This is a genomic window from Frankia canadensis (assembly GCF_900197875.1).
GTDB classification, from domain to species: domain Bacteria; phylum Actinomycetota; class Actinomycetes; order Frankiales; family Frankiaceae; genus Frankia; species Frankia canadensis.
The window spans coordinates 1-24377 of the sequence record NZ_FZMO01000561.1; the positions used below are offsets into that span (position 1 = coordinate 1).

Annotated in this window: 26 protein-coding genes; 17 read left to right on the plus strand and 9 right to left on the minus strand. The window is 71.2% G+C overall.

What is annotated here, in order from left to right; all coding sequences use genetic code 11:
• The coding region (locus C1A33_RS32800; RefSeq protein ID WP_279354743.1) for a TCP-1/cpn60 chaperonin family protein at positions 1-367 on the minus strand (367 nt) is incomplete at its 3' end.
• 216 nt (positions 368-583) lie between these two features.
• Between C1A33_RS32800 and C1A33_RS32805 the strand changes: the two genes are divergently transcribed.
• The 7 genes from C1A33_RS32805 to C1A33_RS32830 all read left to right on the plus strand — a co-directional run bounded on the left by C1A33_RS32805 (position 584) and on the right by C1A33_RS32830 (position 7336).
• Positions 584-1858 carry a GAF domain-containing SpoIIE family protein phosphatase gene (locus C1A33_RS32805; RefSeq protein WP_243408165.1) on the plus strand — a complete coding sequence of 425 codons (1275 nt, stop codon included), beginning with the start codon at positions 584-586 and terminating at the stop codon, positions 1856-1858.
• Between the two features lie 576 nt (positions 1859-2434).
• Positions 2435-2827: an alpha-pore-forming tripartite toxin MakABE regulator gene (gene makC, locus C1A33_RS32810; RefSeq protein ID WP_101836357.1), complete on the plus strand. Its 393-nt coding sequence runs from the start codon at positions 2435-2437 to the stop codon at positions 2825-2827.
• 202 nt (positions 2828-3029) lie between these two features.
• Positions 3030-3287, plus strand: coding sequence for a MerR family transcriptional regulator (locus C1A33_RS37260; RefSeq protein ID WP_243408166.1), 258 nt, complete (start codon positions 3030-3032; stop codon positions 3285-3287).
• 29 nt (positions 3288-3316) lie between these two features.
• Positions 3317-3667 (plus strand): hypothetical protein, encoded by a 351-nt coding sequence (locus tag C1A33_RS37265; RefSeq protein ID WP_243408167.1) that lies wholly within the window; start codon positions 3317-3319, stop codon positions 3665-3667.
• Complete coding sequence (locus C1A33_RS32820; RefSeq protein ID WP_207770602.1) at positions 3664-3969, plus strand: hypothetical protein; 306 nt, start codon at positions 3664-3666, stop codon at positions 3967-3969. Before C1A33_RS37265 ends, C1A33_RS32820 begins: the two co-directional genes overlap by 4 nt.
• A gap of 98 nt (positions 3970-4067) precedes the next feature.
• Positions 4068-5075 (plus strand): arsenic resistance protein, encoded by a 1008-nt coding sequence (locus C1A33_RS32825; RefSeq protein ID WP_243408168.1) that lies wholly within the window; start codon positions 4068-4070, stop codon positions 5073-5075.
• A 737-nt stretch (positions 5076-5812) separates the two neighbouring features.
• Entirely contained in the window at positions 5813-7336 is a 1524-nt protein-coding gene (locus C1A33_RS32830; protein ID WP_243408169.1) for an amidase, read from the plus strand.
• 88 nt (positions 7337-7424) lie between these two features.
• On the opposite strand, the gene C1A33_RS32835 is transcribed toward C1A33_RS32830, so the two are convergent.
• Complete coding sequence (locus tag C1A33_RS32835) at positions 7425-8360, minus strand: LysR family transcriptional regulator (RefSeq protein WP_101836360.1); 936 nt, start codon at positions 8358-8360, stop codon at positions 7425-7427.
• A gap of 132 nt (positions 8361-8492) precedes the next feature.
• Here C1A33_RS32835 and C1A33_RS32840 point away from each other — a divergent pair, with 132 nt between their 5' ends.
• On the plus strand, positions 8493-9860 hold the full coding sequence (locus C1A33_RS32840; protein ID WP_243408170.1) for an MFS transporter: 1368 nt from the start codon (positions 8493-8495) through the stop codon (positions 9858-9860).
• On the opposite strand, the gene C1A33_RS32845 is transcribed toward C1A33_RS32840, so the two are convergent.
• Positions 9753-10538 carry an aminoglycoside adenylyltransferase domain-containing protein gene (locus tag C1A33_RS32845; RefSeq protein ID WP_101836362.1) on the minus strand — a complete coding sequence of 262 codons (786 nt, stop codon included), beginning with the start codon at positions 10536-10538 and terminating at the stop codon, positions 9753-9755. The genes C1A33_RS32840 and C1A33_RS32845 overlap by 108 nt on opposite strands.
• 114 nt (positions 10539-10652) lie before the next feature.
• Positions 10653-11189, minus strand: coding sequence for a TetR/AcrR family transcriptional regulator (locus tag C1A33_RS32850; RefSeq protein ID WP_101836363.1), 537 nt, complete (start codon positions 11187-11189; stop codon positions 10653-10655).
• Between the two features lie 72 nt (positions 11190-11261).
• Here C1A33_RS32850 and C1A33_RS32855 point away from each other — a divergent pair, with 72 nt between their 5' ends.
• Complete coding sequence (locus tag C1A33_RS32855) at positions 11262-12305, plus strand: aldo/keto reductase (RefSeq protein ID WP_101836364.1); 1044 nt, start codon at positions 11262-11264, stop codon at positions 12303-12305.
• A 132-nt stretch (positions 12306-12437) separates the two neighbouring features.
• Here C1A33_RS32855 and C1A33_RS32860 read toward each other — a convergent pair whose 3' ends face one another.
• A complete protein-coding gene (locus C1A33_RS32860) occupies positions 12438-13343 on the minus strand; it encodes a LysR family transcriptional regulator (RefSeq protein WP_243408171.1) in 906 nt (301 codons plus the stop codon).
• Positions 13344-13490: 147 nt separating this feature from the next.
• Between C1A33_RS32860 and C1A33_RS32865 the strand changes: the two genes are divergently transcribed.
• The 4 genes from C1A33_RS32865 (at position 13491) to C1A33_RS32880 (ending at position 16112) form a co-directional block, all read left to right on the plus strand.
• Positions 13491-14303 (plus strand): SDR family NAD(P)-dependent oxidoreductase, encoded by an 813-nt coding sequence (locus C1A33_RS32865; RefSeq protein WP_243408172.1) that lies wholly within the window; start codon positions 13491-13493, stop codon positions 14301-14303.
• Between the two features lie 57 nt (positions 14304-14360).
• Complete coding sequence (locus C1A33_RS32870) at positions 14361-14984, plus strand: NADPH-dependent F420 reductase (protein WP_101836365.1); 624 nt, start codon at positions 14361-14363, stop codon at positions 14982-14984.
• A gap of 183 nt (positions 14985-15167) precedes the next feature.
• Positions 15168-15371, plus strand: coding sequence for a hypothetical protein (locus tag C1A33_RS38485; RefSeq protein WP_243408173.1), 204 nt, complete (start codon positions 15168-15170; stop codon positions 15369-15371).
• A 72-nt stretch (positions 15372-15443) separates the two neighbouring features.
• On the plus strand, positions 15444-16112 hold the full coding sequence (locus tag C1A33_RS32880; RefSeq protein ID WP_207770603.1) for an NADPH-dependent F420 reductase: 669 nt from the start codon (positions 15444-15446) through the stop codon (positions 16110-16112).
• 108 nt (positions 16113-16220) lie between these two features.
• On the opposite strand, the gene C1A33_RS32885 is transcribed toward C1A33_RS32880, so the two are convergent.
• Positions 16221-16862, minus strand: coding sequence for a nucleoside deaminase (locus C1A33_RS32885; protein ID WP_101836367.1), 642 nt, complete (start codon positions 16860-16862; stop codon positions 16221-16223).
• Positions 16863-16957: 95 nt separating this feature from the next.
• Here C1A33_RS32885 and C1A33_RS32890 point away from each other — a divergent pair, with 95 nt between their 5' ends.
• Together C1A33_RS32890 and C1A33_RS32895 are read left to right on the plus strand one after the other, a co-directional pair.
• Entirely contained in the window at positions 16958-17602 is a 645-nt protein-coding gene (locus C1A33_RS32890; protein ID WP_101836368.1) for a class I SAM-dependent methyltransferase, read from the plus strand.
• Between the two features lie 164 nt (positions 17603-17766).
• Positions 17767-19527 (plus strand): bifunctional 3-(3-hydroxy-phenyl)propionate/3-hydroxycinnamic acid hydroxylase, encoded by a 1761-nt coding sequence (locus C1A33_RS32895; protein WP_207770604.1) that lies wholly within the window; start codon positions 17767-17769, stop codon positions 19525-19527.
• A gap of 238 nt (positions 19528-19765) precedes the next feature.
• Here C1A33_RS32895 and C1A33_RS32900 read toward each other — a convergent pair whose 3' ends face one another.
• A complete protein-coding gene (locus C1A33_RS32900) occupies positions 19766-20239 on the minus strand; it encodes a carboxymuconolactone decarboxylase family protein (protein WP_101836370.1) in 474 nt (157 codons plus the stop codon).
• A gap of 208 nt (positions 20240-20447) precedes the next feature.
• On the opposite strand from C1A33_RS32900, the gene C1A33_RS32905 reads away from it, so the two are divergent.
• On the plus strand, positions 20448-21323 hold the full coding sequence (locus C1A33_RS32905) for a sigma-70 family RNA polymerase sigma factor (RefSeq protein ID WP_101836371.1): 876 nt from the start codon (positions 20448-20450) through the stop codon (positions 21321-21323).
• Between the two features lie 176 nt (positions 21324-21499).
• Positions 21500-22273 (plus strand): alpha/beta fold hydrolase, encoded by a 774-nt coding sequence (locus C1A33_RS32910; protein WP_207770605.1) that lies wholly within the window; start codon positions 21500-21502, stop codon positions 22271-22273.
• Between the two features lie 273 nt (positions 22274-22546).
• Here C1A33_RS32910 and C1A33_RS32915 read toward each other — a convergent pair whose 3' ends face one another.
• Both C1A33_RS32915 and C1A33_RS32920 read right to left on the minus strand, forming a co-directional pair.
• Entirely contained in the window at positions 22547-23698 is a 1152-nt protein-coding gene (locus C1A33_RS32915; protein WP_101836378.1) for an RNA polymerase sigma factor, read from the minus strand.
• A 31-nt stretch (positions 23699-23729) separates the two neighbouring features.
• Positions 23730-24143 (minus strand): YciI family protein, encoded by a 414-nt coding sequence (locus C1A33_RS32920; protein WP_101836372.1) that lies wholly within the window; start codon positions 24141-24143, stop codon positions 23730-23732.
• Positions 24144-24377: the final 234 nt, after the last annotated feature.

Sequence of the window (24377 nt, forward strand, 5' to 3'; positions counted from 1 at the left end):
CCGCGACCTCGATGCCCTTCTTCAGGCCCAGCGGGTTCGCACCGGCGGCCACGTTACGCAGACCCTCGCGTACCAGGGCCTGGGCCAGGATCGTCGCGGTGGTGGTGCCGTCACCCGCGACGTCGTTGGTCTTCTTCGCGACTTCCTTGACGAGCTCCGCGCCGATCTTCTCGTACGGGTCCTCGAGCTCGATCTCCTTGGCGATGGAGACACCGTCGTTGGTGATCGTGGGGACGCCCCACTTCTTCTCCAGAACGACGTTGCGACCCTTGGGGCCGAGCGTGACCTTGACCGCATCGGCCAGCTGGTTCATGCCGCGCTCCAGGCCGCGCCGAGCCTCCTCGTCGAAGGCGATCATCTTCGGCATACGGGTGCTTCCTCCTGAGGCTCATGTCCGTGTGGAGGAGTGCTGGCCGCGCCGGCAGCGTCCGCGACGAAGTGGATGCTCCAGGCTGCGGCCAAGGCACCCTTCACGCCACTGGTTAGCACTCGACCCTACTGAGTGCTAACTCCTTGTATAGCCCCTGACGAGCACGAACGCAATGGGCCGCCGCGTCCCGGCTCGAGCGACTACCCTGCATGAGTGGAGGGATCCTCGGCCTCGCGGCGTCCTGGCACAGCGCCGCTGGAGCGGGTCGCCGCCCTGAACCGGTTCGAGGCCATCGACAGCGCAGGTCTGCTCGGCATCGAGTCGGAGGAGCCGTTCGACCGGCTCACCCGCCTGGCCGCGACGATTCTCGACGCCCCGGTCGCGTTCGTCACGCTGATCAACGGCACCCGCTGTTACTGGAAGTCCTACGCCGGCGCGGTCGCGAAGGCCCCGACGGGACGCCAGACCCCGCTCGAGGGCAGCCTCTTCCGCGAGATGATCAACACGGGGCAGCCAGTCGTGATGTCCGACGCGACCCGCGACAGCCGCGCTCAGGACGACTTCCTCGTCCGCACCGCCGGCCTCGTCGCCTGGGCTGCCTTCCCCGTCCACCATCCGAACGGCCAGATCGTCGGCGCCTTCGGCGCCGCCGACACCCGGCCGCGATCATGGACGCAGCGCGACCATGTCCTCCTGCAGACCCTGGCCCAGGCCGTCTCCGGTGAGATCTCCCTGAGATACACGGCCGCCACCGCGACCGCGCTCGCCCGCACCCTTCAGGAAAGCCTTCTTCCCCCGGAGATCCCCAGCCTCCCCGGGCTTCAGGTGTCGGCCCGCTACCGCCCCGCCGGCGAGGGAGCCGAGGTCCTCGGCGACTTCTACGACGTCTTCCACACCGGTCGAACCAGCCTCGGAATCGTCCTCGGCGACGTCGCGGGCAAAGGCGTCGAAGCCGCGAAAGTCACCGCCCTCGCGCACTACACCATCCGCGCCGCCGCCAGCCACACCCACGACCCGGCCGCCATCCTGAACCAGCTCAACACCGCCCTGCTCACCCAGCACCCAGACAGCGAACGGTTCCTCACCGCCGCCTATCTCGCCGTTCACGAAAACCGGCGAGGCCGCACCGTGACGGTCTGCTCCGCCGGCCACACCCCGGTTCTGCTCCGCCGCCGAGACCGCACCGTGACCACGGTCGGGGCGCACGGCCTCGTCCTCGGGGTCTTCGAGGATCCCGAGCTCACCACGACCCGGCTGCGAATCCGACCAGGCGACACCCTCCTGCTCTACACCGACGGCGTCACCGAGGCCCGCCGCGGCCACGACCAGTTCGGCGACGACCGCCTCCGCGCGCTCCTCACCACCACCGACGCCCCGAGCGCGGAGGCTCTCACCGCCACCATCGAGACCGCCGTCCTCGCGCACACGGGCGGCCCACCCCAGGACGACATCGCCATCCTCGCGATCCACCTTCCCACCCGCGCCTAGCCCAACTTCTGGAGCGATGTCCCCTGACGGCCGGGGGCACCCACCGCGCGCCGGATGCCCAGCAGACCCAGGGCTCAGGTCAGGCCGGTGGCGGCGGCTGCCTCGGCCAACGTCGGCCAGCCAGCACCTCGCACATCTGATCGACAGCAGCAACATCAAGAAAAGAACTCAAAAATCGGCTCCTCCCTGGCCCTACCTCCCGCATGTCCGGTCACTTCGCCTCGGCCGCCGGGCGCGGCGTGACCGAGGGTGAGGGAGGGAGCCGTCGAGAGGCCCGGGATTCCGTCGAAGGCGTCGTCGTCCGGCTTGTCAATATCCGCTGACCAGCATCGGCGCGCGGCGCGGCTTTCACGAGTCCCGGTTCCCTCGCCCCGCCTCTTTACATCCCGTTACCGGTCCTCGAATGCCGTGGGGCCGTTCCCGTACGCCGGTCAACCCGATACGGAGAACTTCCTTCGACGTCTGGCACCATCGTGCTAACCTTCCCTCTGGAAGGAGCCGGGGCGCGAAACAAACGATTCATCATTTTCGCGCGAGCGGCGTTCCGTTCACATTCCCACACTGCGCGGAGGAACCATGAAGACGGTCAATGTTCTCGTTGTCGTCGACGTCGAGGGTGCGCTCGCCGGCTCGCTGGGCGACAATGTGTACCTCGTCGACACGAACAAGCACTTCGGCTCCAGCGGCGAGGGCCAGGAGGGGCTGAGCACCGCCTGTCGTGACGGGCAGCTTGTCGCCTGGAACGTCGTGCCCGTGTCGCCGTCGAACGACGTGGAGATCGCCGAGTTCACCGGCCAGATCATCAACGACGGCACCTGCGTGCCGAAGCTGGTCAGCACGCCGGACGGCGACTACTGGGAGGGCCGGGTCGAGGCCCGCGGAACGACCGGTTACCAGCAGTACTCGCTGGTTCTCACGATGGACGGCTCCCGCGCCACCTTCGACCCGTGGCTCCTTATCCAGGAGTAGGAACCCGGTTTTGTCGACCGGTGAACACCTGGTTTCAGCCACACCGTTCACAACCTGGTGCTCGCCGACCTGCCCCACGCGCTGTCGCCCCGTACGGCGAGGTGAAGCTCGACATGGCCAGTCGCCTGGTCCTCGGCGACTGACCCTGCAGCGCGGTTCGGCCTTGACCTTCTAGTCGGGTCGAAGGTTTACGGTGCCGGGCATGGCTTCCTACCGGATTTCGCAGCTGGCGGATCGCGTCGGTGTGCCCGCGAGCACGCTGCGGTTCTACGAGACCGCCGGGCTTCTGTCCGCGCGGCGGTCCGGGAACGGCTGCGCCCGCTGGTCGCCGCCCGGATCGCCGACGCCGACCGGCGGGCGGCCGAGCTGTCGGCGTTCTCCGCCCGCCTGGCCGCGTTCCACACCGAACTCGGGCTGGCGGCGCCCGCGGGTGGCTGCGGTCCGGACTGCGGCTGCCTGACCACGGCCGGCCCGTCAGACGCCGGCCCGGTGCCGCTGACGCTGTCCCCGGTCCGACCCGCCGCCGACGAGCAGGCGGGGCGTGACGCGCCGGTGGCCTGCACCCTGCACGGGGACGAGCAGGCCGAGTGCGCCGGCCAGTGGCGCGAGCTACTCGGGCAGGCGGTCAGCCGGGAGGAGATCGCCGACGGGCTGCGCCTGACGTTCCCGTCCGGACCCGGCCTCGCCGGACGGCTCGCCGCGCTTGCCGCGGCTGAGCAGGACTGCTGCGCGTTCTTCGCCTTCGGTTTTGAGCTCGCCGCTAACGCTCTGGTCCTGACCGTCCGCGCGCCCCAGAGCGCTGCCGTCCTGCTGGCCGACCTGTTCGCGGCGACGGCATGAGCTCCTCGACGGGCAGGTCTGGTCCGTGGTCGACGATCGGCGCCGCTGTTGCCGCGGTCGCGGCATGCGCCGTGTGCTGCGCTGGCCCGCTGCTCGCGGTCCTCGCCGCGGTCGCTGCCGCGGCGACGGTTGCCGCCGTCTGGATTCCCGCGCTGGCCGTGGTGGCGGTGGCCGCGTTCGCCCTGGCCGTCATGGTCCGCCGTCGCCGCCGTGCGGCCTGCCGAACCGATCCCGGACCGGTCGATCTGGGCATGCCCGCACCCTGCGAGCATCGGGACTCCGCACGCACGACCCCACGGTGAGCCGCACCGCACCGTGACCTGCCTCGGCGGTGCGATGCCGAGGAGCTGCGAGGATGGCGGGACATACCGGGTGGGCGGACGCGTGGAGGAGCCGGACGGTGCCCCACGACGCGGATGACCCGGCTGCGCGAGAGACCTTCGTCGGGTGGATGGATCGCCGTCAGGTCGCGGTGTACCTCGTCGCCCTGGCCGTCGGCGCGCTCGTCGGTCTCGCGGCCCCGGGACTCGGGCCGAGCCTCGAGGACGCGGTCAACCCGGTGTTGGGTGCGTTGCTGTACGTGACGTTCCTGCAGGTCCCCGCCGCCGAGCTGGTCGGTTCGCTGCGTGACAGACGATTCCTGACCGCCGCGCTCGTGGTGAACTTCGTCGTCGTGCCGGGCGTGGTCGCCGCGATGTTCAGCTTCCTGCCCGGCGACCAGGCCGTCCGCCTCGGCGTGCTGCTGGTCCTGCTGTGCCCCTGCGTCGACTGGGTCATCGTGTTCACCGGCCTCGCCGGCGGCAGCGGCCGCCGCCTGCTCGCCGCGACCCCGCTGCTGCTTGTCGTGCAGATGCTGGCCCTGCCGGTGTTCCTGTTCGTGTTCCTCGGCTCGGCACTCGCCCACGTCGTCGACATCGGACCGTTCGTCCAGGCGTTCCTCTTTCTGATCGTGGTCCCGCTGGCCCTGGCCTGGACCACCCAGGCCTGGGCCACCCGCCGACCCGCCGGACAGCAGGCGTCGGACGCGGTCAGCACGGCGATGGTCCCGCTGATGGCCGCCGTGCTCGTCGTCGTGGTCGCCTCGCAGCTCCCCAAACTGCACGGGCACCTCGGCGACGTCGCCGCCGTCGTCCCGTTCTACGTGCTGTTCCTGGCCGTCATGGCCTTCGCCGGACGGGCCGTGGCCCGGCTGTTCCGCCTCGACGTGCCCGGCGGGCGGGCGGTGCTGTTCACCGGCGCGGCCCGCAACTCCCTCGTCGTGCTCCCGCTCGCACTCGCCCTGCCCGACCGGTTCGCCGTCGCCGCCGTCGTCGTGGTGACCCAGACCCTCGTCGAAGTGCTCGGCATGGTCGCCTACGTGCGGCTCGCACCAAAGCTGCTCCCGCACGACGAACCCGCCGCCGCCTGACCCTCCGGCGACCGGAGATTTCCCGGTCAGGACCGCCTCACAGCCTTGACCTCCGAGTCGAGGTGAAGCCTTACCCCCGCCGCGGCAACGACATTCCAGGCCCGCTAGGTCGTGTGTGGAGTCGTGATCTTCGATGGTGTCGTCGCGGTGCCGGTGATGGCCGCGTTCTGGCATGATCGCGGCCACGCGTGTCGCATAATCTGGGCGAATCGGACACGCCGCGTCGAATTTGCGACACGGGGCCGCTGTCCCGCGCAGGTTCTTCCCACCCGTGGGAAGTCCGCCCGATATGCCGCTTACGGTAAACCGCCGACCCCGATGTCGATCATGACCGTTTCGGGGTGGCGGTCGCGGTGGGTGAGGGATCGGCCGGGGAGTGCGGGGCTGGGGGGAACATGTGTCCTTCTACCGGGTTCGGTGTCCGATTCATCCCCCGATAAGGACACAGGAGCACCCGCTCCCACGCACACCCAGGAAACCTGCCGAACCATCGGTGACCGCAGACCTCGCGGGAGCCCTGGAACTCGCGGGCAGACGTGACGCCCGAGCGGACATGACGTGGGCGAGCGTGGGGGCCTGGGGGAGGCGTTCTCGCGAAGCCGGCCCCGAAGATCACAACTACACACACGGCCTAGCCGACGGGCCTGTCCGAGGAGATCGACAACAGCCCTGGAGTCGTCAAGAACTCCTTCAGGGGGGCGAACTCGACCCGTCAGCGCGTCAGCCGCGGACCGGTCGTGGTGCTCACCTGTCCTGTTGTGCACATCGGCGTTTTATGGCCTCTTCCAGGGGCCGATACGGTCGATTTCATGGAATGGACCTTTCAGTCGGCCGAAGGTCTCGTGGCTGCCTTGCGCGCCGGTGACGTGACCTCGGCGGAACTGACCGACGATGCGATCACCCGCATCGAGCGGGACGACAGGGTGATCAACGCGATCTGCGTGCCGGACTTCGACCGCGCGCGGGCCGCCGCGCGCGATGCCGACACGGCGCGCACCCGCGGCGAGGATCGGCCGCTGCTCGGTGTTGTGGTGACGGTCAAGGAGTCCTACAACATCGCCGGGCTGCCCACGACCTGGGGCATGCCGCAGTACCGGGACTATGTGCCGGCCGAGGACGCGGTACAGGTGTCGCGGCTCCGCGCCGCGGGCGCGGTGGTGCTGGGCAAGACCAATGTGCCCTTGGGGCTGCAGGATATCCAGAGCTTCAACGAGATCTACGGCACCACCAACAACCCGTGGGATCACGCTCGCACGTCGGGCGGATCCTCCGGCGGATCGGCGGCGGCCCTGGCGGCTGGATTCGGCGCGCTGTCCGTTGGCTCCGACCTCGCCGGCTCGCTGCGCACCCCCGCGCATTTCTGCGGCGTCTACGCGCACAAGCCGACACTCGGACTGGCGGCGAACCGCGGCATGGTCCCGCCAACCATGCCGGCACTGCCGGTCGACCTCGACCTCGCCGTCGTCGGCCCGATGGCGCGCACCGCCCGCGACCTCACGCTCCTGCTCGACGTCATGGCAGGACCGGACCCGCTGACGCTCGGCAAGGCGCACGACGTGACGCTGCCGCCCGCCCGCCACGAGCGGCTCGGTGACTTCCGGGTCCTGGTCCTCGACGAGCATCCGCTCCTCCCGACCGGGTCCGCCGTGCGGGCGGGCGTGAACCGGGTGGCCGACGCGCTTGTCGAGGGCGGCGCCCGCGTCGAACGGCACACTGCGCTGCTGCCCGACCTGGCCGAAGCCGCGACGCTCTACACGCGGCTGCTGTTCTCGGGCTCCGTTGCGCGTTTTCCCGTCGACGCCTACGAGCGGCTGCGGACCCGTGCCGACGCACTGAGCGCGCACGACCAGAGTCTCGACGCGGCGCGGCTGCGCGGGATGGTGCTCAGCCACCGCGACTGGATCGAGGCGAACAACCGCCGGGAGCTCCACCGTCACGGGTGGCGGCAGCTCTTCGCCGAGTTCGACGCCGTGCTGTGCCCGATCACGCCGACTCCCGCGTTCCCGCACGACCACAACCCCGATCTGTTGGAACGCCGGATCGACATCGACGGCGTCGAGTACCCGTATTTCGACCAGCTCGTCTGGGCTGGTCTGGCCACCATGCCCGGCCTGCCCGCCACCGTCATACCGGCGGGCCTGTCCCCGGGCGGCCTGCCGGTGGGAGTGCAGCTCATCGGTCCGATGTTCGAGGACCGCACCCCGCTGCGGCTGGCCGAACTGCTCGAGCAGAGGATCGGCGGCTTCCGGGCACCGAGGTAGGGCGTACTACCGGGTGCCCGTCGAGGATGGCGACGCCCCCGAGTCACCATCCGCCGATGCGGCCACGTGATCGTGGGCGCGGCTGCGTTCAGCGCGGAATCACCCAGCTTGGTTCCCAGGTCCCGGCGGCGTGATGACCAGCCGTCGTGGCGGCGAGGTGGGCGCGGAGGGTGGCCAGCGCCGGGTGGGGGTTGTCGCGGTGCCAGAGGAGCGAGTGCGGGTAGACGGGCACCGGTTCGGTTACCGGGATGCGGCGCAGGCCGTGGCCGGCGGGCCAGACGAGGCGGGTGTGCTCGCCCATGAAGGTGGCCAGCGCCGGGGTGTCGGCGATGGTGTCGAGGAGCGCGTCGGAGCCGAAGTTGGGGCCGGTCGCCTCGATGGTGAGGCCGAACTCGGTGGCGAGGTCGTCGTAGTAGGCGGCCCACTCGCTGCCGGGGACGACGCCGGGCATCCAGATCCGATGCCCGGCAAGCGCAGCGATGGTCACCGACCGGGCGCCCGCCAGCGTATGCGCGGGGCCGGTGAGGAGCTGGAGCGGCTCGTCGAGCACCCGGATGGACTCGATGTCCTCGGGCAGGGGCCGGCCAGGCACGGCGACGGCGCGAAAGGACGCGTCGATCGCGCCGGACCGGATGGCGGCGACGGCCGTCTCGATGTCGAACAGCATCACCACGTCGAGTTCGATCTCGGGGTAGGCGCGGTGGAATCCGCGCATCAGGCCCGATGCCGCGACGCGTGAGGCGATCACATCGACGCGTAGCGGACGGCGACCGGGGCGTACGGCGGCGACCGCGCGCTCGGCGACGCGCAGCAGTTCGCCCGCGTGGGGCAGGAACGCCTGCCCGTCGATGGTGAGCTCAGCGCCGCGCGCGGTACGGGTGAACAGCCGTCCGCCGAGGGTGCGCTCCAGCGAGGCGATGCGCTTGGAGACAGCCTGCTGGGTGATCGACAGGTCGGCGGCGGCTTTCTGGAACTGGCCCGCTTCGGCGACGGCGACGAAGGTACGTACGGCTTCGAGATCCACGCCAACCCACCTTAGTGAACAACTGCTGGTTGTTGACTCCTGGCAGGGCAGTTGTTTGACCTGCTGTCCTTATGATCGCTTTGCTCTCACTGGTCAACGTCGGTTTGTTCAGATGGGACATCAAGGGGCGCGGTGAGCAGGGTGGGCAGGAGGCCGTTGGGTCGGCGGTTCGGCTGGCTGTGGGCGGCGTATGCGGTCAGCGCCTATGGGTCCGGGCTGGGGTTCGGGGCATTCCCACTGATCGCCGTGCTGGCGTTGCATGCCAGCCCCGCGCAGGTGTCCGCGCTGTCCGCGGTGGGACCCGCGGTGGGGGCGCTGATCGCGGTGCCACTCGCGCCGTGGGTGGAGTTTCGGCGCAAGCGCCGGGTCATGATCACAATGGACCTGATCCGGTTCGCGGTCATGGCGACGGTCCCGCTCGCCTACGCCTTCGGTTGGCTCAGTTTCGTGCACCTGCTCGCGATCTCGTCCGTCGTCGCCGCAGCCAGGATCGCCTTCAATGCGGCCAGCGGCGCCTACCTCAAGGCCATTGTCCGGCCGGTTGACCTGCTCGTGGCCAACGCGCGGTTCGAGTCCACGAACTGGAGTTCCATCGCGATCGGACCGCCGCTGGGCGGGGCCGCGATCGGCCTGTTCGGTCCCGTCACCACCGTGGTCGCCGACGCGCTGAGCTACCTGTTCTCGGCGCTGGGCATCGCCGCGATCCGCGGCCGAGACCGAGAAGACGCGCCGCGAGCACCTGACAAAAGCCCCGTCCAGAGGCGCGCATTGCTTGACGGCTGGCGACACATCCTGGGCGATTCTGGTCTGCGGGCGCTCTACGTCAACAACCTGCTGGTCGGCGGTCTGATCATGGCCACCGAGCCGCTGCTGGCCGTGCTCCTTCTTCGCCAGCTCGGGTTCCCACCCTGGCAGTACGGCCTGGCCTTCGCCGCTCCCTGCGTCGGCGGACTCATCGGCTCCCGGCTGGCCCGCCGTGTCGTGGCCCGCTACGGCCAGCACGGGGTCTTCCGGGTGGTCGGCACCTTGCGCGCCCTCTGGCTGATCGGCCTGGCCTTCGTCCGGCCGGGCGTCGTCGGCCTCGTCACCGTCATAGCCGTCGAGCTGGCGATCATCATCAACATGAGCCTGTACACCCCGGTGCTCGCCACCTACCGGCTCGAACACACCCCGAAGCATCTCGTCGCCCGCACCCTGTCGGCCTGGTCCATCGGCCAGCAGGCGTCCATCGCCATCCTCACCGCGCTCGGCGGGCTGCTCGCCGACGTCACCAGCCCACGCACCGCTCTCACCGTCGCGGGTCTGCTCATCCTGACCACCCCGCTCCTGCTTCCCCGGGACGACCAGACATCGCAGCTCGAGCCAAGCTGGCCCGTAGCCGCTCATCACACATCACAGTGCGTCCCTGATGACCATGTCGGTGAAGGCCAGCGCCTCGGCCCGTCGGCTGAACGGGTCGCGGTAGAGGGACCGCTGGTGATCGCCACGCCGGATGCGTAGGCATTCGTCGAGGATGCGATGCCACCGCGGCTCGAAGGTGGCCCGCGCGTGTTCTCCGGCCGCCGTCTTGGAGATGATCTTTCCGGTGATGAGTGTGTGGTGCAGGCGGCTGACGCCGAGCACGCACCAGGCCGGGCCCTGCGAGGTGAGGCAGGCCAGGCCGGCGGGCGTGGGTAGGCGGGCGCTTCGCTGCCACCACTGCCGCCAGTAGCCGTCGAGGTTGCCGCGCGCCCAGTGGGCGAGTCCGGCCGGGTCGGTCGCGATATCGATCTCGGCCGGCTCGGGGCCGCGGACCGCGGCACCGTGGCGGGCAAGGCTGTGCCAGGTGACCGGGTGGCGTTGGTGGTCGCAGCGCGGATGCAGTCGTCGGCCATGGGCGTGCGATCCCGGAGATGCCTGTCCGGGATCGCGGGCGAGGTCGAGCCACGTGGTGTAGATCCCATCGAGGAGCAGCCGGCGGGACAGCCGGCCGTGGACGCGGCCCAGCGCTGCGACCTGGCTGTCGGCCGGGGGCATGGCGGTGACCGCGACAAAATCGATGTCGCTCGTCCCAGGACGGAAATCGCCCAGGGCTGCCGACCCGATCACGTAGAAGCCTTCCACGAGACCGGGAATCACGGCGTCGACCGACCGCAGGTAGACGTCCACGGCATCACGTACCGCCGCAGGAATGGTCATGAGCCCAGATTGTCTGCCCGTGCCGAGACGTCCCTCGAAGAGGATCCACGCCCCGGTCGCCGCCGCTGGCCTCGTACCTTCGCCCAGGTCTCGGCCCGCCACGCGTCGACCTCGTTACGGGTCGACGATCGCCGTCAGCGCCGCGATGAAGGGGGCCGGGTCGAGGTCGCCGCGTACAGCGAGTTGCTGGCTGTAGCCACCGCAGAGCGCCACGAAGGCTTCGGCGATCTGGTCGGCGCGCGGTCGCTGGGTGTTGGGGACGAGGGCGGCGATCACGTTGCGGAGGTCTTCGAGCTGTTTGTCGACGAGGGCGGCGAGCGCAGGGGAGACGGCGGCCTCGGCGTAGATCTGGGCGACCAGTCGGGCGTGCCCCTGCTCCCTTGCCATGGCGCGGATGTGCTGCACGAAGTCGTGGATGGAGTCGGCGGTGAGGTCGGCTGGGGCACCCTGGCCTGTCTGCTCGCAGATGGCCGCGACGATCTCGTCCTTCCCCTTGAAGTAGCGGTAGATCGCCCCGATGGAGAGCCCGGAGGCCTCGGCGACATCGGGCATGGAGGTCCCGGCGAAGCCGTGGGTGGCGAAGCGGGCGCGCGCGGCGTCGATGATCTGCTGGCGTCGCGCGTCGAGATGGTCCTGACTCACCCGGGGCATAGAGAACGACCATTCGTTTTAGTTGGTACAGTCCCCGACTGTACCAACGGCCCGCGCCCACAGGAGAGCTTCGTGCGCTACCAGGCATTCGGAAGGCACACCGGCCTACGGGTCTCGGAGTATGTGCTCGGTACAGCCAACTTCGGCTCGGCCGCCACCGCGGCCGGCCTGGAGGGATCCAGGGCGATCTTCGAGATGTTCGTCGCCGCTGGCGGCACCACCTTCGATGCCTCGAACATCTATCAGAACGGCGAGGCGGAGACCGTCCTGGGTGAGCTCCTGGGCCGCGAGCGTGACGACTTCGTCGTGATCACCAAGTACAGCGGAAGCAGGCAGACCGACATCCCGCCCGGCACCACTGGCAACAGCCGCAAGATCATGATTCGGTCGCTGGAGGAGAGCCTGCGGCGGCTGAAGACCGACTACGTGGACGTCTTCATGCCGCACTTCCCCGATGGCGTCACCCCGATGGCGGAGATCCTGGCCGGTCTCCAGGACCTGATCCAGACCGGCAAGATCCGCTATGGCGGACTGTCGAACTTCCCGGCCTGGCGAATCGCGGGGGCGGTGACCAGGGCTGAACTGAGCGGGCATACACCGCTGGTCGGCATCCAGACCGAGTACAGCCTCGCCGAACGCTCCGCTGAACGTGAGCTCCTCCCGATGGCCCAGGCCCACGGCCTGGGCGTCGTCCTGTACTCCCCGCTCGCGGGAGGGTTCCTGACCGGGAAGTACCGTCAGGGCGAGCCCGGCCGCCTCACCGTCAGGGATGTCGACAGCGAGGACCCGCGGCGCGCAGCTGTCCTCGACGCCGTCCTCGCCATCGCCCGGGAGGACCAGACAGGGCCGGTCCAGGTCTCGCTTGCCTGGCTGCGCCATCGCGCCGCCCGCGCCCTGACCCCGATGATCCCCATCGTGGGTCCCCGCACCCCAGCCCACCTGCGGGGCTACCTCGAGGCCCTCGGTGTTGAGCTCAGCACAAAGCAGTACCAGCTCCTGGACGAGGTCAGCGCGATCCGGCTGGGCACCCCCCACGACGATGTCGCGACAGCACTGGCTCACGGCATCGACGGCGACCGCAACCTCCTTGACGATCCGCGCATGACCGTGACCTGACACGGACCTCACCGCGCCAACCCGGCCGAACCGGCGTGCCCATCACGTCACTCAGGGGCGCGACCCCGGCGCACGCAGGATCCAGTGAGAAAAGCCAACCCAAACCGGGATACACAGCCCTCAACCGTGCTTTTAACCGGCACCGCTGCCAAGCTGCCACATTTCATGGTTCCCACATTCTGCCGTGATCTCGGCCGTCTCCTGAGCCGCGGCGAAGAAGTCGTCGACCACCGGCGAGGTACGCGATGCCGCCATCGCGAGGCACACCTGGTCGGGCGCCAGATCCGGGACGGGCACGTAGCTGATGTCCGGATGTGAGTAGAACACGGCCGCCGAACGAGCCAGGAACGAGATGCCCCGGCCGGCCGCGACATGCTCGAGCGTCTCGTCCACCCCGCGCACCAGGTACCCGGCGTTGGGGTGCGGGCGCCTGGTGGGCTGCGTGCTCGTGTCGCCATGCCAGACCAGCGGCTCGCCGGCCAGGTCGGCCTCGGTGACCTCCTCCTTGCGGGCCAACCGGTGGCCGGCAGGGAGCACCGCCACCCGCGGCTCGGTGTACAGCGGGGTGACGCGCAGGCCGGTCTCGTCGATGGGCAGCCGTACATAGCCGACGTCGATGCGGCCGTCGAGCAGCATCGTGGCCTGGTCGTCCCCTTCGATCCGCTGCACGTCCACGACCACGTCCGGGTGCCGGGCCTCGAAGGCCCGCGCCGCGGGGATGACCGGGATGCCGGCCCGGAAGCCGACCATCAGCCGCTGGCTGCCGCGTGCGGCCACGGTCACCCGGCGGCGGACCGCGTGCGCGGAGGCCAGCAGCGGGCCGGCGTCGGTCAGCAACTGCCCCCCGGCGTCGGTCAGCGCCACGCCGTGGCTGTCCCTGGTGAACAGCGCAGTGCCGAGATCCTGTTCCAGCGCACGGATCTGCCGACTGAGCACCGGCTGCGCGATGTGCAGCTCATCGGCGGCACGGCCGAAGTGCAACGTGTCGGCGAGGGCGACGAAGTAGCGCACCTTGCGCAGATCCAGATCCAGATCCATGGAACCTCCCGGTCCGGCGATGCCTTCAGGGTATCGCAACGGCTGAAAGAGGTCTTGGACACCCATTCGGGCCAGTGGCACCGTGGAATTGAGCGCGGCTCCCTGCGTCATTCAAGGGCGTCGACGAGACCACCGTCAACAACAACGGTGTGGGCGTCGCGTTCTGTCCAGCCATCCCGGGATGCGGGACCTTTTTCGAATACCCATCAATTCAACGGAGTGATCGTGGGAAAGCTCGATGGCAAGGTAGCGGTGATCACCGGCGGATCCACCGGCATGGCACTGGCCGGCGCCAGACTGTTCGTCGAGGAAGGAGCGCACGTCTTCATCCAGGCCCGGCGGCAGGAAGCACTGGACGACGCCGTCAGGCTGATCGGCCACAACGTCACCGCCGTCCAGGGTGACGCGGCCGAACTGGACGACCTGGACCGCTTGTACGACACCGTCAAGCGGGAAAAGGGCTCGATCGACGTGCTGTGGGCCAGCGCCGGGATGGGCGAACCCGCCGCGCTCGGCGAGATCACCGAGGATCAGTTCCACCGCGCCTTCTGGCTCAACGCGCGCGGCACCCTGTTCACCGTGCAGAAGGCACTGCCGCTGATCAACGACAACGGCTCGATCTTCATGACCGGATCCAACGCCTCCCTCGGCGCCTTCCCCGGCTGGAGCCTCTACGCGGGAAGCAAAGCCGTCCAGCAGGCCTGGGCCCGCGTCTGGCTCAACGAACTACGCGACCGCAGGATCCGGGTCAACGTCCTGACCCCCGGCCAGGTGGCCACCGCCAAACAAGAAGAGCTGTTCGACGAGGCAACCAGGGCCGCATTCGAGTCCCTCATCCCCCGCCGAAAGATGGGCCGCCCCGAAGAAATCGCCACCGTCGCCCTGTTCCTCGCCTCCGACGACTCCAGCTACGTCAACGGCCTGGAACTGGTCACCGACGGCGGCACCACCGCCATCTGAACAATCCGGCACGAACGAGACAGGGCGACACCTCGAGAACAGGAAGAGAGCCACCTCATGAGCAGCATCACCCTCATCGGTACGGGGAACATGGCCCGTACCATCGGCGCGCTCGCGGTGGCGGGCGGCAACACCGTCGAGGTGATGGGACGCGTTCAGTCCAAGGCCTATGACCTGGCCAAGGCTCTGGGCGGCGGCGCGACGACGGGCAGGTGGGGCGCCGTCCCGGCCGGGGACATCGTCATCACGGCCCTGTTGTACGACGGTGTCGTTCCGGTCGTCACCGAGTACGGAGACGCCCTCGCCGGCAAGGTCATCGTCGACATCAGCAACCCCTTCAACGCCACGTTCGACGGACTGGCCCACAGCAAGGAGACCTCGATCGCGCAGGAGGTCGCCACGGTGGCCCCGGCCAGCGCCAGCGTGGTGAAGGCGTTCAACACCATCTTTCGTGATGTCCTGGAGAAGGGCCGGCCCAACGTCTTCATCGCTGGCGACAGTGCGCAGGCCAAGGCGGGCGTGGCGGCATTCGTCGAAAGCCTCGGGCTGCGCCCGCTGGACGTCGGCGGCCTGAAAATGGCGCACTGGCTGGAAGGAGTGGGCGTGGTCACGGTGGGCCTCGCCGGCAACGGGGTTGGCCACTGGAACTTCGCCCTCGGCGTCCACGAGTTTGCCGGCTGAGCCCGCGGGGCCGAGCAGTCAAGGTTTCGTCGGCTACCCCGGAGACGGCGCGAACCTGTGGAACGCCGTGCACGTCCGCGATGTCGCCTCCTTGTTCCGCCTGGCGCTGGAGAAGGGACCGGCCGGCAAATACTGGCACGCGGTTGGGGACGGGGCATCCCGTTCCGCGAAATCGCCGAGGCCATGGGAAGCCGTCTGGGCCTGCCCGTCGTGAGCGTTCCCGCGGACGTACTGATGGTGCCGGGATACTTTGGGTTCCTCGCGAAAATCGTCACGCAGAGCTACCCGGCGTCCAACCTCATCACCCGCCGGACCCTCGGCTGGGAGCCGGCTCAGCCCGGCCTGCTCGCCGATCTGGACAACGGCCACTACTTCTCCGCCAGCTGATGGCAGGGATCCGAATCGCATCGAGTCCGGCAGGCGGCAAGGGTTCGACTCTTCTGGAGGAATGCTAAGAATATGACGACTGTGGGATTCATCGGAAGCGGCGCCCTCGGCAGCGCCATCGCGCGGCTCGCCGTCGAGGCCGGGCACCAGGTCGTGCTCAGCAACTCGCGCGGTCCCGAAACGCTCGCGGACACGGCCGCGGAACTGGGGCCGCGGGCGTACGCGGCGACGAGCGGGGAGGCCGCGGCGGGCGGTGACATCGTCGTGGTCACGGTGCCGGTCAAGGCCTTCCCCTACGTGCCCGCCGCGCCACTGGCAGGGAAGACGGTCATCGACACGTGCAACTACGGCCCCGAACGTGACGGGCACATCCCCGAGCTCGACAGCAAGTCGCTCACCTCGAGCGAGCTGCTGCTCCGGTACATCCCGGACGCCATGCTCGTGAAAGCGTTCAACAACATCTTCTTCAAGCACCTGCTGTCACTCGCCCGACCGGCGGGGGCGGCCGACCGCTCGTACCTGCCGATCGCCGGGGACTCCGCGACGGCGAAGGCGGCGGTGACCGAATTCATCGAGTCCCTGGGGTACAGCGTGGTGGACGCGGGAGCACTGGCCGACAGCTGGCGGCAGGCGACGGGCACGCCGGTGTGGGGGACCCCGTACGGGCCGTTCTCGAACGAGAAGGGCCAGCCGGTCGGCGAGGACGCCATCCGCGCGGCACTGGCCACCGCAACGCGGTAACCGCAAGGTGGCGCGACCGTGCTACTGCCCGTCCGACGGGTGAAGCAGGGGGCGACCGGCGCAGGTGCAGGGACACCGCGCCCGGGACTCACCTGTCAGCAGTCACGGTCACGAGTCCATGCTTGCGAGCCCGAGGAGGGGTCGCAGTTCGTCGATCAGGGTGTCGATGTCGGCCTCGCGGGCGACGGCCCGGTCGATCGCGGCGGCCACCGAGGGGCGTGCGGCGGTCGTGACGAGGTCGGGGCGCTCGTCACGCCAGGCGACGCCGGCCGCGCCACGGCCGGGACGTCGATAGAAGTAGTGGCAGGTCGCCAGCAGACCGGTGACCGCCTCCACCGTCTCGTCGGCGGGTTCGACGACGGTGAGGCCGCGGCGGCTGACCTGGGGATTGCGTACGGTCATGGACGTCGCCGCGCCGGCGTAGGGGTCCCGCCAGCCGTAGTGGAGCGTGCCGACGCCGGTCTGCAGCGCGGCGCCCATGCACAGGCAGCAGGGTTCGACGTTGGTGACGAGGGTGTGGTCCCCGAACGAGACGCCGCGGCAGGGGAGCTGCGCGAGCGCGTTGATCTCCGCGTGCGCGATCCTCGAGTTGCTGAGCTGGCCGGGCACGGCGAGGTCCTCATGCCGGGTGCTGCGTCCTCGCCCGACCATGACGCCGTCCCCGTCGAGCACGACCGCGCCGACCGGCAGGCTCCCCGCGCGATAGGCATCCCAGGCCAGGGCCATCACCAGCCGCCACACGGACTCCATCGTGTCAGGATGACATCACCGTCCGCACTCTCGTGGCGTTTTGGGGGCGGCCGGCCGACCACGCGCCGGCGCCGGCGGGCGATAGTGTACGGATCGTGCTCGACTGGGATCACAACGCCTACTACCACCGGCTGCTGCTGCGCCAGCTGCCGCGGCCGTGCCGGCGGGTCCTCGACGTCGGCGCCGGGGCGGGTGCGTTCGCGACCGTACTCGCCGAGCAGGTCGGGCAGGTCGACGCCGTCGACCGGTCCCCGGTGATGATCGAGCAGGCCAGGCGCACCACTGCACCGACCGTGCGCTGTGTGCTCGCGGACGTGCTGGTCGACCCGCTGCCAGGCAAGGAGTACGACGCGATCGTCTCGATCAGCGCCCTGCACCACATGCCGCTGCGAGACGTGCTTCCCCCGCTCGCGGCGGCGCTGCGGCCCGGGGGTGTCCTCGCCGCCGTCGTGCTGCCGCGCAGGGACCTGCGCCGGGAGCTGCCCGTGGAGCTCGCCGCGGCGGTCGCGCATCGGGTGCTGGGCGTGGTGTTCCTCGTGCGAAGGCGGCGGGGACGTACCGGCGGGTTCCCGAAGCAGCATCACGCGCACACGGGTATGCCCGTGGTGATGGATCCGCCGCTGACCACCCAGGAGGCCGCCCGTGAGGCGGCCGCCGTCCTGCCCGGCGCGCGGGTGCGACGGCTGCTGTTCTGGCGCTACCTGCTCGTCTGGCACAAACCACTCGCCCCGCAGAGCTGAGCTGGCACCTCCCTCGTCGGCGTCGCCACCTACGCGGTGCTCGCGCTGAGCGCCCCCGGCACCATCGCCCCCCACGGTCCGGAGTCTTCTCCCTGGCCGCCCTCGCGCGGACGACAGCGGGACCACGCTCCCATCGAGTGCACACAGTGATGAGGCTTCTACTCTTGGTTCTGCTGGGGTGGCAGATCGTCGCGATGGAGCGGGAGGGAGCGCGCGCGGTGAGCGCTGCAACCCCGGGCGAGGCCCGTCGCACCCTGCCCGCGCCGGTGCCCCGGCCACGCTCGGCACCGCCGGACGCACCGTGGCCCGCGCAAGCACCATCCCAGGCAGCGCCTGGCGGCATACCCGCGAGCCGAGCGGAACAGTCAGGTGGGCCCGGCCCAGCGCTGAAGGCCGATGTGCTGGTCGTCGGCTACGGGCCGGTGGGAGCGGTGCTGGCCGCACTGCTCGGCGAACGAGGCGTGTCGGTGCTGGTCGTGGACCCGGCCACCGAGCCCTACCCCCTGCCCCGCGCCGCCGGCCTGGAAGCGCGGGTCCTGCGCCTGCTCCTGCGGCTGCCGGGCATGGCCGGCCTGCTCGACGACGTGCTCCCCTCGACGGGAGCGACCTACCTGGGACCGGACCGGCGCCCGCTGCTCACCGCACGCCAGGGACAATCGGGCGAGTTCGGCGTGCCGGTCGGCGCGTTCGTCTACCAGCCATCGGTCGAGCAGGCCCTGCGCGCGGGGATCGCGACGATGCCGAGCGTGCGGGTCCGGCTCGGCGCCGCGGTGCGCGGGCTGCGCCAGGACGCCGACGGGGTGAGCGTGGACCTCGATGACGGCGGCGCCGTCGCGGCCCGCTGGGTCATCGGCTGCGACGGCACGACCAGCACCGTGCGCTCCCTGCTCGGTGTCGGCTACGACGGGACCACCTTCGCGAAGCGGTGGCTCGTCGTCGACGTGCGGTCCACGCGGCCGCTGCCCGTGCCGTCCGACCTGGCCTTCGTCCTCGACCCGGAACGCCCGGCGGTGACCATGCCCGTGCCCGGCGGTCACCGGTGGGAGTGGATGCTCCTGCCGGGCGAGGAGACCGAGGAGATGAGCCGCCCGCAGTCCGCCGCCCGGCTTCTCGCCTCGTGGATCGACCCGGACACGGTCACGATCGACCGGCAGGCCGTCTATACCTTCCACGCCCGCATGGCCCACCGGTGGCGGGTCGGCCGGGTGCTGCTCGCCGGCGACGCCGCGCACACCATGCCGCCGTTCACCGGGCAGGGCCTCAACGCCGGCATCAGGGACGCGGCGGCGCTCGCCTGGCGGCTGACCGAGGTCCTCGCGGGACTCGCCGCCGGGGCGAGCCTCGACGACTACGAGCGCGAACGCCGACCCGAGGTGGCGGCGACCACCAGCCGCGCCGTGCGCGCCGGCAGGCTCATCCAGGCCACCAGCCCCACCCAGGTGGCACTCACGCGCACAGCGCTGCGCACCCTCGCGCACCTACCCGGCCGCACCAGCCTGCCGGGCTCCGGCGCCGCCTGGCACCGTCTGCAGGCGGTGGCGCGTCCGCGGCGCGAGAGCGGACGGTGGGCCGGCACGGTCCTGCCGAACCCCGCCGTGCGCACCGCCGACGGCACCCGCGGCCGCCTCGAGGACCTGCTCGGCCCGTCCTGGGCGCTGCTCGGCCTCGGCGTCGACCCCGCCCACGGCCTGCCGCCCGCGGTCCGCGCGTGGGCACGCGGCCGCGGCGCCACCCTGCTCACCGTCACCCACCCCGGCGCGGCGGGGGAGATCCGCTCGACCTGCAACGTCGTCGAGGACCTCGACGGCACGCTGCTGCGGATCTCGCACCGCCGCGGTGAGCACCGCCTCGTCGTCATCCGCCCCGACCGCCAGCTCCTCGGCGCCTTCCCGACCCCGCTTCCCGCCGGCGTCCTGCCAGGGTAGGCACAGGCTCGGCGTCACCGGTCGGCCCGCAATTTCGTCGGTCAGGAGTAGTTGTCAGCAGGGTGGCGAGGTCGCGGGGGCGAACAGGTCGCTGCCGCGGTAGTCGGCGAGCTCGCGCGGCTGCCACCAGTGGACGCTGTCGATGTGCTCGGCGGCGAGGTCGTCCTCGCTCATCGCGCCCTGGGGGTGACAGGAAGGCGTGGGCCCGCAGGCGCCTGGCGGCTGCGTGGTGTGAGGGTCAGGTGGTCCAGGTCTCGGCGTCGGGGGCGCCGGGGACCGGCTTGCCGATGAGGGCGACGGCGGACCAGAAGGCGACCTGGCCGAGGCCGATCATCAGGGTGGCCAGGGTCCTGTCGTCGAAGTGGCGGCTCGCCTCGGCGTAGAGCGCGTCGGGGACGCGTTCGCCGGGGCCGGTCGCGCCGAACACCGCCTCGGCCAGGGCGAGGGCCGCCCGCTCGGCGTCGCTGAAACACGGCGCGTCGCGCCACGTCGCCACCGCGGCGATCCGCACCTCGGATTCGCCGGCGGCGCGCAGCCCGGTGGCGGCCCGGATCGTCAGGTAGGTGCTGGTGAGGATCTGCCCGGCGCGCAGGGCGGCCAGGCCCATCGCCGTGCGCGGCATGGCGCCGTTGCCGGCGGCCCTGTTCAGGGCGCCCGCCACCTGGGCGAGTTCGGGTACGAGGATGGTGGGGTTGGACATGCGCGAGGCCATGACGTCTCCACGATGCGACGGTGCGATCCCAGGGCCAGGCCCGGGCTCGGGGTGAGGCCGGAGCCGGTGCCTGGTGGGGTGGACGGCACTACGACGTCCGGGCGCGGCGGAAGGTAACGCCGGCCGTGCCATACCGGCGGCGCGGGTGTTACCTCACGGTCGTGTGGCGCGTCCTGGTAGCGACAGCGTCGTCGACCCGGGAGAGCCCGTGACCAGTCAGGACCAGCTCGCCGCCGCCTTCGAGGGGCAGCGGCCCTACCTGCACGCGATCGCCGTTCGCGTGCTCGGGTCGCACACCGACGCCGACGACGCCGTCCAGGAGGCATGGCTGCGCCTGGCCCGCACCGGCGACGACGGCATCGAGGATCTGCGCGGCTGGCTGACCACGGTGACCGGCCGGATCTGCCTGGACCTGCTGCGCCGGCGCGGGACGCGGGGTGAGCAGCCGTTGGAACTCGACGTCGGCGCGTTCGCCCGGGAGCCGGCGGTGGACGGTCGCCTCGACCCGGAGCAGGAGGCGGTGCTGGCCGAGTCGGTCGGGCTCGCGCTGTATGTCGTCATGGACGCGCTCACCCCGGCGGAACGGGTGGCCTTCGTCCTGCACGATGTTTTCGGCGTGCCCTTCGACGCGATCGCGGCGATCCTCGGCCGCAGTACCGCCGCGGCGAAGATGCTGGCCAGCCGTGCCCGTCGCCGGCTGCGCGCAGGCACGCCGCCGCCGGCCGATGTCCATGGCGCGGCCCGCGAGGTGGTGCGGGCGTTCTTCGCGGCGGCCGGGCAGGGTGATGTCGACGGGCTGCTGGGGGTGCTCGCCCCCGACGTCGAGCTGCACGCCCACAGCCCCGAGGGCAGCGTCGTCGTGGGCGGCGCGGCGAGGGTCGCCGCCCGGGCTGCGATGTTCGCCCGCCCGGACGCCGTGGTGCGCCCGGCTCTGGTCGGCGGCCTGCCCGGCGTCCTCGTCACCGTCGACGGCCGGCCGATCACGGTGATGGCCTTCACGATCACCGACGGCACCATCACCGCGATCCGCAGCCGCACCGACCCCGCCCGCCTGGGCCAACTCGTCCCCACCTGGGCCAGCTGACCCCTCGCCGCGGCCGGCGTCTGTCAGCGCAGGGAGCGGAAGAACGCGCGGATGTCGGTGACGAGGCCTGTCCGCTCGACGCTCCGCTGGTCGCCGCGCTGGTCGCGTTGGGGCGGCGGGCGCGCGTCGTCGTGCTGGGCTGAGCCGCGTCCTCCCGCCGACCTATGCTCGGGCGCATGGCGCCTTCCACCGTGGCGTTCTTTCCCGGCTGGGATGGGACGCGGCTGGCTTACCGGGTGATGGGCGAGGGACGGCCGCTGGTGCTGCTGCACGGTGTCGCCGTCGCGTCGACGATGTGGGAGCGTCACGGGTTGGCCGAGGTGTTCGCCGGCCTCGGCCATCGGGTGTTGATGCCGGACCTTCGCGGGCACGGGCTGAGCGCGAAGCCGCAGGACGCCGCCGCCTACCCGCCCGACGTGCTGACCGACGACGCCCTCGCTTTCGTCGAACACCTGGGATTGGTCGACTACGACCTGGGCGGGTATTCGCTCGGCGGCCGGATCGTGGTCCAGATGATGGTCCGCGGGGCCACGCCCGCGCGGGCGTTCGTCGGCGGTCAGGGCCTGCGCGAGGTGAACGGCGGCGTCGCCACAGGTGCGGGCGCCCAGCTGCGGAGGATGATCGCCGGGTGGGGGACGGGCGCGCCGGGCTCCGAGCAGGAACGGTCCGAGCGGTGGGCGCGGGCCAGCGGGCTGGACCCGGTCGCGACCGTGCATGTGCTGAATTCGCTCGTCGCGACGGCGACCGAGCGGGTCGGCGGGGTGGAGGTTCCCACGCTGGTGGTGGTCGGGCGGGACGACCCGCGCGCGGCGTCGGCCGCCGAGCTGGTCGACGCGCTGCCCGAGGCGACGCTGGTCGAGGTGCCCGGCGATCATGGGACGGCGCCCGCGGCACCGCAGTTCGCCACGGCGGTCGGGCAGTTCCTCGCCGGCGAGCCCGCGGGCCGCTGACGTGACCGCGGCGGCAGCCGCAGGGCGATGAGCCGGTTGTGCCGGCAGTGAGAAGGCCCCGACAGTCGCAGGCGGAGCAGGGGTGGTCTGATGTCGCGCATTCGCATGCGCGATCAGCGTCGGGTTCGGGCGGCTCGCGGCGACCTGGGACGTCACCGAGTTCCTTCCCGACGGCTTCCAGGGCGTGCCCGGCGAGGTGCACACGCCGTGGGAGTCCTCCGACGCGCGCCCCGTCGGCCGGCGCCGCACAAGCTCCTGACCTGACCCACCGGCTCAGCGGCGGAGCTGGTGGCGGGCGCGGGCGGCCTGGCGGGTGAGGTGATCGCGTTCGGGGACGCTGGTGGCCGCGGCGGCGGCCTCGGCGTACAGGTCGGCGGCGCGGGACAGGTCGCCGGCGCGTTCGTGCAGGTGGGCGGCGGCCGCGGCGCGTCGCGGCAGGTCGGCGGGCACGGTGGCCAGCGCTGCCAGCCCCGCCTGGGGGCCGTCGGCCTCGCCGAGCGCGACGGCGCGGTTGAGCCGGACCACGGGGCTGTCGCCGGTGAGGCGGAGCAGTTCGTCGTACCACTCGACGATCTGCACCCAGTCGGTCTCGGCGGCGCACGCCGCGTCGGCGTGCAGGGCGGCGATCGCGGCCTGGGCCTGGTACTCGCCCAGCCGGTCGCGGGCCAGCGCGCCCTGCAGGACGGCCACCCCCTCGGCGATCAGGTGGGTGTCCCAGCGGGAGCGGTCCTGCTCGGCGAGGGGCACCAGGCGCCCGTCCGCGTCGACGCGTGACGACCGGCGCGCGTGGTGGCAGAGCATGAGCGCGAGCAGCCCCGCCACCTCGGGTTCGCCGCCGGTCAGCGCGACGAGCTGGCGGGCCAGGCGGATCGCCTCGGCGGCGAGGTCCACGTCGCCGCCGTAACCCTCGTTGAACACCAGGTAGAGCACCCGCAGCACGGTGGCGAGATCGCCGGGCGCGTCGAGGCGCTGACCGGCCAGGCGCCGCTTGGCCCGGCTGATCCGCTGCGCCATCGTCGCCTCGGGCACCAGGTGGGCCGCCGCGATCTGCCGGGTGGTCAGCCCACCCACCGCGCGCAGCGTCAACGCGACCGCCGACGCCGGCGCCAGGCTGGGATGCGCGCACAGGAAGTACAGCGCCAGTGTGTCGTCGGTGGCCGGGGTGGGGCCGGGGGCGGGTTCGGCGTCGACGGCGAGTTCCCGCCCGCGCCGCGACGCCTGCGCCCGGGTGGCGTCGAGGTGGCGGCGCCACGCGGCGGTGACGAGCCATCCCAACGGGTCGCGCGGCGGATCGTGCGGCCAGGATGCCAACGCCCGGATCAGCGCCTCCTGCACCGCGTCCTCGGCGGCGTCGAAGTCGGCGCCGCGCCGGACGAGGACGCCGATCACCGCGGGCACCAGCTCCCGCACCAGCGACGCGTCCACCTCACCCACCGTCCCCGGCCCCGTCACCGGCTCAGGCGCAGACGTCCGACGAGGAGGCGCCGGTGAGGAACGGGCGGACCTCCAGCCACTCGTGGATCGCTCGGCCGCCGACCCCGGGTGCGGCCGAAAGCTCCCCGGCGAGTGCGACGGCACGCTCCCACGACTCGACGTCGATGATCATCCAGCCGGCGATGAGGTCCTTCGTCTCGGCGAACGGCCCGTCGGTCACCGGCGGGCGGCCCTCGCCGTCGTAGCGGACGAACGCCCCGCCCGGCGCGAGGGCCTGACTGTCGACGTACTCGCCGGTCTCGCGCAGCCGGTCGGCGAAGTCGTTCATGTACTGCAGGTGCGCGTCGACCTCCGCCGGCGCCCACTCCTGCAGGGGCGGGTAGTCGACGACCGGCGTCGGCCCGCCGCGGTAGTGCTTGAGCAGCAGGTACTTCATGGTGTCTCCTCCTGGTCGCGGGCGGCCCGTCCTGGCCGCCTGTACCCCTGGGACGGTGCCGGCGCCCCGTTCTCGACACCCGGCAGCGGACCGATCGCGACATTGTTCCGCGGGCCGCGTCGGATCGGCGATCAGCGAGACGCGTGCGGGGCCTCGGCGCCGGCAGCGCAGCGTGCGGGTTGCGGTGCGGGTCCGGGGGTGGTGGCGAAGGTGGTGGGGTCCGAGCCCCAGCGG